The following is a 12,321-nucleotide window of genomic DNA, read 5'->3' on the forward strand; positions in this document are numbered from 1 at the left end:
ACGGCATATGTCATCCGGCGTTGTTTGACGTCTGCGGCAATTCCGCGCTCGCCTCGAACGCCTCGCCCAGCTCGAAGAAATGCCCGCCCGCGACGTAGTGGATGCTCTTCGGCCCGCCTTCGGTCGTGACCCAGTGGCCGTCGCGGAACACGGCCGGATCGGCCCAGGCGGCGACCACCTGGCCGAGGAACAGGTCATAGGTTTCCTGGATGTGCGGTTCGGGCAGCAGGCGGCATTCGAGCCAGGCCAGGCAACCGTCCAGCAGCGGCGCGCCGACCTGCTCGCCGGTCCAATGGCCGGCGCCGAAGGCGGCGAACTTGTCGACTTCGCGGCCCGTGGTCGAGCCGACCTGCAGGGTCAGCTGCGCCAGTTCGCGCGACGGCACCATCAGGGCGAATTCGCCGGACGCCTCGATCATCCGGCGCGTGAGCGTGCTCTTGTCGAGCACCACCGCCACCTTGGGCGGATCGAAGTCGAGCGGCATCGACCAGGCGGCGGCCATCACGTTGATCGCTTCGCCATGCCGGCTCGATACGAGCACGGTCGGGCCGTGGTTCATCAGGCGATACGCTTTGTCGAGGGGAACGGGAAGGCGGTCGGTCATGCGCGAATCCTGGGGCTGCGTCGAAACATCCATTATGAACCGCCCCTTGCGAACGTGCAGGACGCTAGCGCTCCGACGGCGCGATGTCCTGGATGGCGGCCGCGAAGCGCGCATGCGCGGCCGGATCCACCGGCCGCAGCGTCGGCTCGGTGCGCGCCGGGTCGTGGCCGAGATAGTTTCCGTTCTTCCAGTCGCGCGCGGGCCGGACCGGCCGCGGCGCGAAGCCGCCGCCGCAGTTCGGGCAGACGTTCAGCAATACGCCGTCGACGCAGGCGGCGCAGAACGTGCACTCGTAGGAGCAGATGCGCGCCTCGGTCGAGGCCGGCGGCAGGGCTATATTGCAGTGTTCGCAGTTCGGTCGCAGTTCGAGCATCGGCGTCTTCCTGATGACCCGGCCGCTGTCGGAAAGGAATACTCAGCCGGTGATACGGGTCAGCATATCACCGAGATTGGTCCAGAAACTGTCCGGGATATACAGCAGCGCCAGGGTCATGGTCAGATAGCGCGCGAACTTGCCGATCGCCATATACATGACGCTGGGCCAGAACGGCAGGTGCAGCCAGCCGGCCAGCGTGCACAGCGGGTCGCCGATGCCCGGCAGCCACGACAGCAGCATGGTCTTGGCGCCATAGCGCTTGAGCCAGCCGAACCAGCGGCTCTGGCGTTCTTTCGCGAACGCGACCTTGGCGCGGTAGCCAAGAAAATAGTCGAAGGCGCCGCCCAGGGTATTGCCGAGCGTCCCTACCAGAATGGCCGGCCAGAACATGTCGGGATTGGCCTTGATCACCGCGAACACGGCCGGCTCGGAGCCGAGCGGCAGCAAGGTGGCGGAGACGAAACTGACGATGAAGATCGAGGTCAGCCCGACGGTCGGTGCAGCCAGGAAGTCAAGCAGCCATTGGACAGCGGATTCGATCATGCGGGCTTATGGGGCGCCTTGCGGTAGCCTAGTGGTGGCAATAAGCCTCCATTATAATGATCCGGTACTTTCGTCACGACACGATACGACGAGCCTGTCACCCAGCCAGTCGCATCGACCTTTGCGCCACGGTCACCCACCTTAGCGGAACAGTTCACGTCGTCCGTCCGCCGGCCCTGCCGGCCTGACTATTGCAATCCGACCATGACTACCGACTACCTTCGAAAAATCCTGACCGCCCGCGTCTACGACGTCGCCGAACAGACGCCGCTCGACCTCGCCCCGACCCTGTCCCAGCGCATGGGCAACCGCATTTATTTCAAGCGCGAGGACATGCAGAGCGTGTTCAGCTTCAAGCTGCGCGGCGCCTACAACAAGATGGCGAATCTGACGCCCGAGCAACTCAAGCGCGGCGTGATCTGCGCTTCGGCCGGCAACCACGCCCAGGGCGTGGCGCTGTCGGCCTGCCGTCTGGGCTGCCGCGCGCTGATCGTGATGCCGACCACGACCCCACAGGTGAAGATCGACGCGGTCAAGGCGCGCGGCGGCGCCAGCGTCGAAGTCGTGCTGCATGGCGACTCGTACACCGACGCCTATAACCACGCGCTGCTGCTGGAAAAAGAACAGCGCCTTACTTTTGTTCACCCCTTCGACGATCCGGACGTGATCGCCGGCCAGGGCACGATCGGCATGGAAATCCTGCGCCAGCTGTCGAGCCCGATCCATGCGATCTTCGTGGCCATCGGCGGCGGCGGCCTGATCGCCGGCATCGGCGCCTACGTCAAACAGATCCGTCCCGACATCAAGATCATCGGCGTGCAGACCCTGGATTCGGACGCGATGGCGCGCAGCCTGAAGGCCGGCCAGCGCGTCACCCTGACCGACGTCGGCCTGTTCTCGGACGGCACCGCGGTGCGCCTGGTGGGCGAGGAAACCTTCCGCGTCGCCCAGCAAGTGGTCGACGAGATCATCCTGGTCGACACCGATGCCATCTGCGCCGCGATCCAGGACGTGTTCCAGGATACGCGCAGCATCCTCGAGCCGGCCGGCGCGCTGGCGGTGGCCGGCGCCAAGGCCTATGTCGAGCGCTCGCAGATGAACCGCGAGCCGATAAAAAACGAGACGCTGGTGGCGGTGGCCTGCGGCGCCAATATGAACTTCGACCGCCTGCGCTTCGTGGCCGAGCGCGCCGAGCTGGGCGAATCGCGCGAGGCGGTCTTCGCCGTGACCGTGCCCGAGCAGCGCGGCAGCTTCCGCCGTTTCTGCGCGCTGGTCGGCCCGCGCAACGTCACCGAATTCAATTACCGCATCAGCCATGAAAACGAAGCCCATGTCTTCGTCGGCGTGCAGGTGGGCAGCCGCAGCGAGTCCGGCCTGCTGGCGCGCACCTTCGAGGAACACGGCTACAAGACGCTGGATCTGACCTACGACGAGCTGGCCAAGCTGCACATCCGCCATCTGGTCGGCGGGAAAAGTTCACTTGCGCATGACGAATTGCTGTATCGTTTCGAGTTCCCCGAACGGCCGGGTGCGCTGATGCGCTTCCTGGACAGCATGGCGCCGAACTGGAATATCTCGCTGTTCCACTACCGCAACCAGGGCGGCGACGTGGGACGCATCCTGGTCGGGCTGCAAGTGCCGCAGGCCGAGATGGATGAGTTCCGGCAATTCCTGGCCTCGCTCGGTTATCGTTACTGGGACGAGAGCGGCAATCCCGTCTATAAATTGTTTTTGGGGGCATAGACCCCAGATGCCGGTGATCTTGCGGTGTGACCGGCATCGTTTCATTGAACGCGTGGAAGGCAAGGCCTTCCACCTACCGCCATCATTATGAATACACCAGACCAATCGCCACTCGGCAAATCCTCCGCCTACCAGAGCCAATACGCCCCGGAACTGCTGTTCCCGATCCCGCGCCAGCAAAAGCGCGAGGAATTGGGCCTTTCCGGCACGCTCCCCTTCTTCGGCGTCGACATCTGGAACGCCTATGAACTGTCGTGGCTGAACATGCGCGGCAAGCCGCAGGTCGCGATCGCGACCGTGACGGCGCCTGCCGATTCGCCGAACATCGTCGAATCGAAGTCGTTCAAGCTCTACCTGAACTCGTTCAACCAGACCCGCCTCGCCGGCCCCGAGGCCCTGCTGGCCCTGCTGCGCGACGACCTGTCGAACGGCTTCGGCGCGCCGGTCCACGTCACCCTGACCCATCCGGAACAATTCGGCAAGATCGGAATGGGCGAGCTCGAGGGCACGCTGCTCGACCGCCTCGACATCGAGGTCGACGATTACTCGCCGGCCCCGCAGCTGCTCAAGGCCAATCACGAGGAAGCGCCGGTCGAGGAAACCCTGGTGTCGCACCTGCTCAAGTCCAATTGCCTGGTCACCGGCCAGCCGGACTGGGGCACGGTGCAGATCCGCTACGTCGGCCCGCAGATCAACCAGGAAGGCTTGCTGAAATACCTGATCGGCTTCCGCGAGCACAATGAATTCCACGAGCAATGTGTCGAGCGCATTTTCATGGACGTGCTGCGCCAGTGCCAGCCGAGCAAGCTGGCCGTGTATGCACGCTACACGCGGCGCGGCGGCCTGGACATCAATCCATGGCGGGCCAACTTTAGCACCGGCAAGCCGGGTAATCTGCGTGGCGCGCGCCAGTAAACATCGAATTTCTGTCAGGATATTACTCGCACGCCTGTGCGTTTTAGGCGACAGCCATGCAAGGTGCATGGCATCTCCTTTTGCTATACGATACTGAACGACCTGCCTTGTTTTTAAGCAGAGCTTCGAGTAATCGACGGTATTCAGGAGGACCGGCATACGATTGCTGGCTTCAACAGCTGATTCGTTGAGGAAATTGCGTAACGATGTTGATGCAGATCAACTAGCTGCTTATCCCGTTTCGACGGGTATCGTGCGGCCGTTCGGCGAGAAGGCCAAACTGTCGCGAATTCGAGTGTCTCGGGCCCTAAACAGGCCTATAATCCCGTGCTCGCAAGCACTCCACGCGTGCATCGCACCCACGTTATGACGAACCTAAGCAAAATCCTCTCGCTCGAGAACGTGCAACTCGACATCGAAGTGTCGAGCAAAAAACGGGCTTTCGAGCAGGCCGGCCTGATCTTCGAGAACAATTGCGGCATCGCCCGTTCGATCGTCTCGGACAACCTGTTCGCGCGCGAACGCCTGGGCTCGACCGGCCTGGGACATGGCGTTGCCGTCCCGCACGGCCGCATCAAGGGCAGCAAGAGCCTCAAGTCTCCGCTGGCCGCCTTCGTGCGCCTGAAGGAGCCGATTCCCTTCGAGTCGCCCGACGGCCAGCCGGTGAACCTGCTGTTCTTCCTCCTGATCCCCGACCACGTCACCCAGCAGCACCTCGAGATCCTGTCCGAGATCGCCGAGCTGTTCTCCGACGAGTCGGTGCGCACCGCCCTGGCGACCGACCCCGATCCGAAGTCGGTGCATGACCGCATTATCAACTGGCAACCCAGCCTCCAGGCTCTGGGTTAAACTGCACGTCCAGTGAAACGCGCGGCAATCACGCCGCGCGCCTTATTTTGCGACGACGACAATGCCCATGCTGCAGTCTCCGCTGACCATCCAACGGCTGTACGACGACAACCGCGACAGCCTGCAACTCGGCTGGTTCGCGGGCTTTCCCGGCGGTGAACGCCAGATCGCCGGCGACGCCGCCTCGGCCGCCGACCAGGTCGGCCACCTGAACCTGATCCACCCGGGCCGGATCCAGGTGTTCGGCCACCAGGAACTCGACTACTACCACCGCCTCAAGGCCAATTCGCGCAGCCATGTGGTTGGCGAACTGATCGGCGGCGGCCCGCCCGCGCTGATCATCGCCCAGGGCCTGGAAACCCCGCCCGACATCCTGGCGATCTGCGACGAGCAGAACATCCCGCTGTTCTCGACCCCGCTGCCGGCGGCGCAGGTGATCGACTTCCTGCGCGTGTATTTATCGAAAAAGCTGGCCCAGCGCGTGATCATGCACGGCGTGTTCATGGACGTGCTGGGCGTGGGTGTGCTGATCACGGGCGACTCGGGCCTGGGCAAGAGCGAACTGGGCCTGGAACTGATCTCGCGCTCGCACGGCCTGGTGGCCGACGACGCCGTGGAATTCTCGCGCATCGCGCCGAACATGATCGAGGGCCGCTGTCCGCCGCTATTGCAGAACCTGCTCGAAGTGCGTGGCCTGGGCCTGCTGGACATCAAGGCGATCTTCGGCGAGACGGCGGTGCGGCGCAAGATGCGCCTGAAGCTGATCGTGCACCTGGTCAAGCGCGGCGCGCTGGACGAAGAGGTCGAGCGCCTGCCCTTCCATTTCCCGACCGAAGACGTGCTGGGCCTGCCGATCCGCAAGGTCGTCATTCCGGTGGCGGCCGGCCGCAACATCGCGGTGCTGCTGGAAGCCGCGGTGCGCAACACCATCCTGCAACTGCGCGGCATCGACACGCTGCAGGAATTCATGGAGCGCCAGCGCCAGGCCATGAGCGCAGATTGAACAACTGAGGAACCGGTATCGACCGCCCGATGGCGTGCCATCGGGTGAAGGTTGCGGTATCATCGCCGCATGCACATCGTCCTCATCACCGGCATCTCGGGCTCGGGCAAGTCCGTGGCCCTGAACGTCCTGGAAGACGCGGGTTACTACTGCGTCGACAACCTGCCGCCGGCGCTACTGCCGGCCCTCGTCAATACGGTCAACGAAACCGGCACCGCCAAGATGGCGGTCGCGGTCGACGCGCGCAGCGCCGAGTCGCTGGTCGAACTGCCGGTGAGCGTGCGCCGCATGCGCGAGGACGGCCATGCGGTCAAGGTCATGTTCCTGACCTCGAGCACCCATTCGCTGGTCGCGCGTTTTTCCGAAACGCGGCGCAGCCATCCGCTGTCGCACGAGCTGCGGCCGGGCGAGAACCCGGCCTCGCGCCGCACCCTGATCGAATGCATCGCCGAAGAGCGCGAACGCCTGTCGTCGATCGAGAACCTGGGCCACGTGATCGACACCTCGGAACTCTCGGCCAATAAACTGCGCGCCTGGATCAAGGAGCTGGCCGAGGTCGCCCATGCGCCGCTGACCCTGTTCTTCGAATCGTTCGCCTTCAAGGTCGGCGTGCCGCTCGACGCCGACTTCGTGTTCGACGTGCGCGCGATCCCGAATCCGTACTACGACCTGGCCCTGCGCCCTCTCACCGGCAAGGACCAGCCGGTGATCGACTTCCTCGACGCCCAGCCGAGCGCGATCGAGATGCTGGCCGACATCCGCAACTTCGTGGCCAAGTGGCTGCCTTCGTTCAAGACCGACAACCGCAGCTACCTGACGGTGGCGGTGGGCTGCACCGGCGGCCAGCACCGTTCGGTGTACATGGCCGAGCACCTCGGCGCCTATTTCGGCAATACCGAACGGGTGATCGTGCGGCATCGGGAGCAGCCGAAACATCCGGCGGCGTGATCTCGTCGTCGCTGGTCAGCTATTGAAGAAGTAGTAGGCAGCGGCGCCCACGCTCTCACCCACATGATATGGGACCAGGAATGCCAGCGATACGGCGCCGATGGCCAGGGAGGCTTTCACGAACGGCGCAAGCGCGCGGTATTCGGAAATCACGGTTTGCCAGAAAATCATGTGGAGCTGTCATCGTTGATGGAAGTCTGAAAGTATCACAAGAAGATGCCGCGCAAGCTCACGCATTCTCACCGCGGCTTGCAGGGACGCCCGACTCACGCAGGATGACCTTATCTTTCATGTGCAGCATTTACCGCAGCAACGCCGCTGTATCGACGACCCGCACGTCGTGCATCTGGTGCAGGTAGGCTTCCAGGTAACCCTTGTGCGAAGCACCGACGATGACCAGCAGCCGCGTGCCCGGCATGACGCCCACCACGTCGCGGATGTTCGCCGCCATGCGCAGGTTGCGCGTTTCCCAGTAGCCGACGTAGGCGCGGCCGAAGCGCTGCGGTGACGGCTCGTTCAGCGCCGCGCCGAAATCGATCTCGAAGCTCGCCGCGACGTGGGCCGGCGAATTGTAGGCGCGAACCATCGCCAGCAGGCCTTCCGGAGTATCCACGCCCCGGTCGAGGATCTCGTCCTCCTTCTTGCGCTTGGCATTGGCCGGATTGTCCCAGGCCTTCATGATCGCCTCGCCGGCCGCCTTGCGATCGGCGTAGGGGCGGCCTGCCGTCTGGTCGTCCATCGCATATACGCGCTCATGCCCCAGCCGGGCCGCCAGCTGCGCCGCGATCGCCACGCTTTCGTTGGGATGAACCGCGAGCTTTTGCAGCCGTGCGACCAGGACCTCATCCAGGCCGTCGCCGGCGCGGCGCTCGGCGTTCGGCAGGCGGAGCCACTGGACCACGGCCGACGCCTCCTCGCCGCCGGCCAGGAACACGGCCGCCAGGCGCCGTCGCTGGGCCGCCGACGGCGCCGCGGGCCAGGCGGCCAGCAGCCGTTCGGCCTCGGCGGTGGCCTGCGGCACGTCGAGCCCGGTCGCCGCCCTGGCCGGCGCGGTATCCCAGCAATAGCCGTCGACCGCCTCCTGGTAGCGCGCCGCATAGCGGCGCATGAAATCGCACTGCGGCCCGGAGCGGTCCTCGACCGCGATCGCCTGCGGCTTCCAGGCGGCGAGCCGGTCGTTCAGCGGGGCCAGGCTCGACGTCTGGAAGGTCTTGGGCAGGTGCGCCAGGTGGGGCGAGCCGAGCACCATGATCTCGTTGACCGGCCCCGTCGCGGGGCCCTTGAGCCGGCTCGGATCGAAGGCCGGCTGGTAATCCTGCGCGGCGGCGGCGCAGGACAAGGTCATCGAGATCAGCAAGGCAGGCAGGCGCATCGGGTTTCCTTTCAGGTCATGAAGACCCGATGTTCACACCTCACCGATATGGTGTCACGCAAAAATGGATATGCACGCAGCGGATTATGCGAGATGCCTGAGCGGATGCGCATGCTCCGGCCACACCGGGTCGAAGAAGCGCGCCACCATGTCGGGCGTCACCTGATCGAGCGAAGGCGGATTCCAGCGCGGCGCATTGTCCTTGTCGATGACGAGCGCGCGCACGCCTTCCAGCACTTCGCCATGCGCGAAGTTGTGACGCACCAGCGAACGTTCCATGCGCAGGCAGTCGGCCACGGACAGCTGCGCGCCGCGCGCCAGCAGTTCGTGGGTCACGCACATCAATAGGGGCGAGCGCTGGCGCATCGCCGCCAGGGCGCGCTGCGCGAACGGCGTCTCGTCGCCTTCGAGCGAAGCCATGATCGCGGCGACCGACGCGGCGCCGAAATGCGCATCGATCAGCTGGCGCTGGGCCTGCAGTTCGCCATTGCCCGCCTTCTGCGCGAACGGCGCCGCGAAAGCGCGGATCGCCGCCGGCAGGTCGGCGCCGGGTGTGGACGCGATCAGGGCATGCAGGGCCCGCAGTTCGGCGCCCGGCACGAAGACATCGGCCAGACCGATATGGAGCGCGTCGGCGGCGCCGATCGTCAGCCCGGTCAGGCCCAGGTAGTTGCCCAGCTGTCCGGGCGCATGCGACAGGAAGTGGCTGCCGCCGACGTCCGGGAACAGGCCGATGTTCACCTCGGGCATGGCCATCTTCGTGCGCTCGGTCACGATGCGCAGGCCGCAGTCCGGGCCGCCCTGGGCGATGCCCATGCCGCCGCCCATCACGACGCCATCCATGATGGCGATGTAGGGCTTCGGGTAGAAATGGATCAGGTGGTTCAGCGCGTATTCTTCGGTGAAGAAATCCTCGAGCAGCGCGCTGCCGCCCATCGGCGTCGCATGGCCGACCTCATGGAAGAAGCGGATGTCGCCGCCCGCGCACAAGGCCTTCTCGCTGCTGCTGGTCAGTACGACCGCGTCGACCTGCCCGTCATGCCGCCAGGCGCGCAGCACAGTGGTGAGCGCGCGCACCATCTCGAGCGACAGCGAATTGAGCGCCTTCGGGCGGTCCAGGGTGATGATGCCGGTGCGGTTGGCGACGCGGGTCAGGACGTGGTCGGTCATGGCGTAATCCGTAATGGAGAGACATGCATTTTACCGAACACACGAAACGCGTCATATCGGGGAGCTGGATGCAAAAAGGGCGTCCCCTCAGACGCCCTTAGCTAGTGTGAGCCCTGCGCCTGATCAGGCGACAGCAGCGTCTTCGCCGCCGTTTTCCGGCAGGCGTTTGATCGAGGTACGGCTATGGTCCTTCAGCATTTGCTTGTGTTTCAGAATCTGTCTGTCCAGCTTATCCATCAGCGTATCGATCGCGGCGTACAGGTCTTGCGCGACACTTGCCACGTGCAGGGTCTTGCCCGACACCTGGACGTTGATCTCTGCTTTCTGCCTTTTTTCTTTTTCAGTGAGGTTGTCGACGGCCAGGAAGACGTGGGTGTCGATCACCTGGTCGAAATGGCGAATGATGCGCTCGAGCTTATTCTGAACGTATTCACGGATGGCGGGGGTTACTTCGAGATGATGGCCACTGATTGTGAGGTTCATACACACTCCTTTGAAAAGGTTGCACCGTGTGGACCACACCAACGCGACAAGGCACGACGGGTGTGGACGGCGCAGTTACAAGGACTTGCGGAGGCTTACAGGGGGTATCTTGAGGGCTTCACGGTATTTTGCAACCGTCCGGCGCGCGATGACCATGCCTTGTTCCCCGAGCATCTCCGCGATCTTGCTGTCGGACAATGGGTTCCTAGGGTCTTCTGCTCCTGTCAATTGTGCGATGAGCGCACGGATTGCCGTCGAGGATGCTTCGCCTCCCGCCTCGGTGGCAACGTGGCTGCCGAAGAAATACTTCAACTCAAACATGCCGTGCGGGGTCAGCATGTATTTCTGCGTTGTGACACGAGAAATTGTGCTCTCGTGTAGGCCTAGTGTATCAGCTATCTCACGTAAAACAAGGGGCCGCATGGCAACCGCGCCATGGGAGAAAAAGTTGCGCTGGCGCTCGACGATCGCCTCCGCCACGCGCAGGATGGTGTCGAATCGCTGGCGCATATTCTTGATGAGCCACTTCGCTTCCTGCAGCTGCGCGCCCATCTGCGCTTCGCTCTTGCCCTGCTTGAGCAGGCTGGCGTACAGGCTGTTCACGCGCAGGCGCGGCATCACGTCCGGGTTCAGGGTGACCGCCCAGCCGCTCTTGGAACGGCGCACGATCACGTCCGGCACCACGTAGTCCGACACGTTCGAGGCGAACGCCGCGCCCGGATGCGGATTGCATTGGCGCACCACGGCCTGCACCTCGCGCAAGTCTTCGTCGTCGCAGTCGAGCGCTTTTTTCAGCTTGCTGTATTCGCGCTGGGCGAACCAGCTCAGGTAACCCTCGACGATGGTCAGCGCCATGCGCCGCGTCACCAGCGGCACGCCCGGCATGCGCCGGATCTGCAGCGCCAGGCACTCGGCCGCGCTGCGCGCGCCGACGCCCACCGGGTCCATGCTCTGCACCAGCGCCAGCGCACACCGTAATTCGTCGATCTCGATCTCGAGTTCTTCGGGCAGCCTGGCGTGGATCTCGTCGAGCGGCTCTTCCAGGTAGCCGTTGTCGTCCAGCGCATCGATCACCAGCTCGGCCAGCGCACGGTCGCGCGCCGACAGGATGGCTTCGCGCACCTGTTCCATCAGGTGTTCGCGCAGCGTGATGGCGCAGGCCTCCAGTTGCGGGCGGCCGTCCTCGTCCTCGCCGCCGCCGGACGATGGCGCGCCGCCGTCGCTCCAGTCGGCATCGACGCGTTCGTTGTCGGCGCCGCCCTCGAAACCCTCGCCCTCCTGCGCCGGCGCACCCTCGCCCTCGGCCTGCTGGCCGGGCGCCGGCGGCGCTTCGCCATTGGCGGGCGCATTGTTGATGGCGCCATCGGCCAGCAGGCGCACCGATCGGTCGAGCGGATCGTCGAGCCGCTCGAGCAAGGGGTTATCGCCCAGTATCTGCTCGATCTCCTGGTGCAGCTCGAGCGTCGACAGTTGCAGCAACCGGATCGACTGCTGCAGTTGCGGCGTAAGCGCGAGGTGCTGCGAAGTGCGAAGTTGCAGGGACTGTTTCATCTAGGCGTCGCTCACATGCGGAAGTGTTCACCCAGGTACACGCGGCGCACCGACTCGTCGGCGATGATGTCGTCAGGACGGCCGGAGGCAAGCACCGCGCCCTGGTTGATGATGTAGGCGCGGTCGCAGATGCCGAGCGTCTCGCGCACGTTGTGGTCGGTGATCAAAACACCGATCCGGCGCTCCTTCAGGAAGCGCACGATGCGCTGGATCTCGATCACGGCGATCGGGTCGACGCCGGCGAACGGTTCGTCGAGCAGCACGAAGCGCGGATTGGTCGCCAGCGCGCGCGCGATTTCCACGCGGCGGCGCTCGCCGCCCGACAGCGACAGCGCCGGATTCTCGCGCAGCTTCTCGATCTGCAGGTCGGCCAGCAGGGTGTCGAGGCGCTCGTTGATCTGGTCTTTCGACAGCGGCTTGCCGTTGTCCTTCTGCAGCTCGAGCACGGCGCGGATGTTCTCTTCCACCGTCAGCTTGCGGAACACCGAAGCCTCTTGCGGCAGGTAAGACAGGCCCAGTACGGCGCGGCGGTGGATCGGCAGGCTGGTGATGTCGGTGCCGTTGATGTCGATCGAGCCGGCGTCCGACGGCACCAGGCCGACGATCATGTAGAACGACGTCGTCTTGCCGGCGCCGTTCGGGCCCAGCAAGCCGACCACTTCGCCGCATTCGACCTGCAGCGACACGTCGCGCACCACCAGGCGCTTGCCATAGCTCTTCTGCAGGCCCTTGACGACCAGTGTGCTGCGATCGCCCAGCTCCAT

General features: G+C 64.5%; 14 protein-coding genes. 5 read left to right on the forward strand and 9 right to left on the reverse strand.

The features are described 5' to 3' along the window. Positions 1-10 precede the first annotated feature (10 nt). The 3 genes from HMPREF9710_RS01665 to HMPREF9710_RS01675 form a co-directional block, all read right to left on the reverse strand. Positions 11-604 carry a flavin reductase family protein gene (locus HMPREF9710_RS01665; RefSeq protein ID WP_005663297.1) on the reverse strand — a complete coding sequence of 198 codons (594 nt, stop codon included), beginning with the start codon at positions 602-604 and terminating at the stop codon, positions 11-13. A 64-nt stretch (positions 605-668) separates the two neighbouring features. Then, positions 669-977 carry a DUF1272 domain-containing protein gene (locus tag HMPREF9710_RS01670; protein WP_005663299.1) on the reverse strand — a complete coding sequence of 103 codons (309 nt, stop codon included), beginning with the start codon at positions 975-977 and terminating at the stop codon, positions 669-671. A gap of 42 nt (positions 978-1,019) precedes the next feature. Beyond that, positions 1,020-1,523, reverse strand: a complete 504-nt coding sequence (locus HMPREF9710_RS01675) for a YqaA family protein (RefSeq protein ID WP_005663301.1) — start codon at positions 1,521-1,523, stop codon at positions 1,020-1,022. 204 nt (positions 1,524-1,727) lie between these two features. Between HMPREF9710_RS01675 and ilvA the strand changes: the two genes are divergently transcribed. From ilvA to rapZ, 5 genes are all read left to right on the forward strand, one after another. Further along, positions 1,728-3,266, forward strand: coding sequence for a threonine ammonia-lyase, biosynthetic (gene ilvA / locus HMPREF9710_RS01680; protein ID WP_005663302.1), 1,539 nt, complete (start codon positions 1,728-1,730; stop codon positions 3,264-3,266). Positions 3,267-3,353: 87 nt separating this feature from the next. Then, positions 3,354-4,181 carry an NADPH-dependent 7-cyano-7-deazaguanine reductase QueF gene (gene queF / locus HMPREF9710_RS01685; protein ID WP_005663303.1) on the forward strand — a complete coding sequence of 276 codons (828 nt, stop codon included), beginning with the start codon at positions 3,354-3,356 and terminating at the stop codon, positions 4,179-4,181. 366 nt (positions 4,182-4,547) lie between these two features. After that, positions 4,548-5,030, forward strand: coding sequence for a PTS sugar transporter subunit IIA (locus tag HMPREF9710_RS01690; protein ID WP_005663304.1), 483 nt, complete (start codon positions 4,548-4,550; stop codon positions 5,028-5,030). Positions 5,031-5,097: 67 nt separating this feature from the next. After that, positions 5,098-6,033, forward strand: a complete 936-nt coding sequence (gene hprK, locus HMPREF9710_RS01695) for an HPr(Ser) kinase/phosphatase (protein ID WP_005663306.1) — start codon at positions 5,098-5,100, stop codon at positions 6,031-6,033. A 69-nt stretch (positions 6,034-6,102) separates the two neighbouring features. Further along, a complete protein-coding gene (gene rapZ / locus HMPREF9710_RS01700) occupies positions 6,103-6,981 on the forward strand; it encodes an RNase adapter RapZ (RefSeq protein ID WP_005663308.1) in 879 nt (292 codons plus the stop codon). A 15-nt stretch (positions 6,982-6,996) separates the two neighbouring features. Here the strand turns inward: rapZ and HMPREF9710_RS27635 are convergent, their stop codons facing one another. From HMPREF9710_RS27635 to lptB, 6 genes are all read right to left on the reverse strand, one after another. Beyond that, positions 6,997-7,152, reverse strand: a complete 156-nt coding sequence (locus HMPREF9710_RS27635; protein ID WP_005663310.1) for a hypothetical protein — start codon at positions 7,150-7,152, stop codon at positions 6,997-6,999. Positions 7,153-7,282: 130 nt separating this feature from the next. Then, positions 7,283-8,353, reverse strand: coding sequence for a DUF5694 domain-containing protein (locus tag HMPREF9710_RS01705; RefSeq protein ID WP_005663312.1), 1,071 nt, complete (start codon positions 8,351-8,353; stop codon positions 7,283-7,285). 84 nt (positions 8,354-8,437) lie between these two features. Then, positions 8,438-9,523, reverse strand: coding sequence for an enoyl-CoA hydratase/isomerase family protein (locus tag HMPREF9710_RS01710; RefSeq protein ID WP_005663314.1), 1,086 nt, complete (start codon positions 9,521-9,523; stop codon positions 8,438-8,440). Positions 9,524-9,646: 123 nt separating this feature from the next. Next, positions 9,647-10,006 carry a ribosome hibernation-promoting factor, HPF/YfiA family gene (gene hpf, locus HMPREF9710_RS01715; protein WP_005663316.1) on the reverse strand — a complete coding sequence of 120 codons (360 nt, stop codon included), beginning with the start codon at positions 10,004-10,006 and terminating at the stop codon, positions 9,647-9,649. Between the two features lie 75 nt (positions 10,007-10,081). Beyond that, the gene (locus HMPREF9710_RS01720) at positions 10,082-11,557 is read right to left on the reverse strand and encodes an RNA polymerase factor sigma-54 (RefSeq protein WP_005663318.1); all 1,476 of its coding nucleotides are present in this window, start codon (positions 11,555-11,557) and stop codon (positions 10,082-10,084) included. Between the two features lie 11 nt (positions 11,558-11,568). After that, positions 11,569-12,321: an LPS export ABC transporter ATP-binding protein gene (gene lptB, locus HMPREF9710_RS01725; protein WP_040775454.1), complete on the reverse strand. Its 753-nt coding sequence runs from the start codon at positions 12,319-12,321 to the stop codon at positions 11,569-11,571.

The sequence above is a fragment of the Massilia timonae CCUG 45783 genome (assembly GCF_000315425.1).
In the GTDB taxonomy this organism is placed as follows: domain Bacteria; phylum Pseudomonadota; class Gammaproteobacteria; order Burkholderiales; family Burkholderiaceae_D; genus Telluria; species Telluria timonae.

Excerpts from the sequence above, each read along its gene's own strand:
- HMPREF9710_RS01720 (WP_005663318.1), bottom strand. The coding sequence starts at position 11,557 with ATGAAACAGTCCCTGCAACTTCGCACTTCGCAGCACCTCGCGCTTACG.
- HMPREF9710_RS27635 (WP_005663310.1), bottom strand. The coding sequence starts at position 7,152 with ATGATTTTCTGGCAAACCGTGATTTCCGAATACCGCGCGCTTGCGCCG.
- HMPREF9710_RS01665 (WP_005663297.1), bottom strand. The coding sequence starts at position 604 with ATGACCGACCGCCTTCCCGTTCCCCTCGACAAAGCGTATCGCCTGATG.
- rapZ (WP_005663308.1), top strand. The coding sequence starts at position 6,103 with ATGCACATCGTCCTCATCACCGGCATCTCGGGCTCGGGCAAGTCCGTG.
- lptB (WP_040775454.1), bottom strand. The coding sequence starts at position 12,321 with ATGGAGCTGGGCGATCGCAGCACACTGGTCGTCAAGGGCCTGCAGAAG.
- queF (WP_005663303.1), top strand. The coding sequence starts at position 3,354 with ATGAATACACCAGACCAATCGCCACTCGGCAAATCCTCCGCCTACCAG.
- hpf (WP_005663316.1), bottom strand. The coding sequence starts at position 10,006 with ATGAACCTCACAATCAGTGGCCATCATCTCGAAGTAACCCCCGCCATC.
- HMPREF9710_RS01675 (WP_005663301.1), bottom strand. The coding sequence starts at position 1,523 with ATGATCGAATCCGCTGTCCAATGGCTGCTTGACTTCCTGGCTGCACCG.
- ilvA (WP_005663302.1), top strand. The coding sequence starts at position 1,728 with ATGACTACCGACTACCTTCGAAAAATCCTGACCGCCCGCGTCTACGAC.
- HMPREF9710_RS01690 (WP_005663304.1), top strand. The coding sequence starts at position 4,548 with ATGACGAACCTAAGCAAAATCCTCTCGCTCGAGAACGTGCAACTCGAC.
- HMPREF9710_RS01670 (WP_005663299.1), bottom strand. The coding sequence starts at position 977 with ATGCTCGAACTGCGACCGAACTGCGAACACTGCAATATAGCCCTGCCG.
- HMPREF9710_RS01705 (WP_005663312.1), bottom strand. The coding sequence starts at position 8,353 with ATGCGCCTGCCTGCCTTGCTGATCTCGATGACCTTGTCCTGCGCCGCC.
- HMPREF9710_RS01710 (WP_005663314.1), bottom strand. The coding sequence starts at position 9,523 with ATGACCGACCACGTCCTGACCCGCGTCGCCAACCGCACCGGCATCATC.
- hprK (WP_005663306.1), top strand. The coding sequence starts at position 5,098 with ATGCTGCAGTCTCCGCTGACCATCCAACGGCTGTACGACGACAACCGC.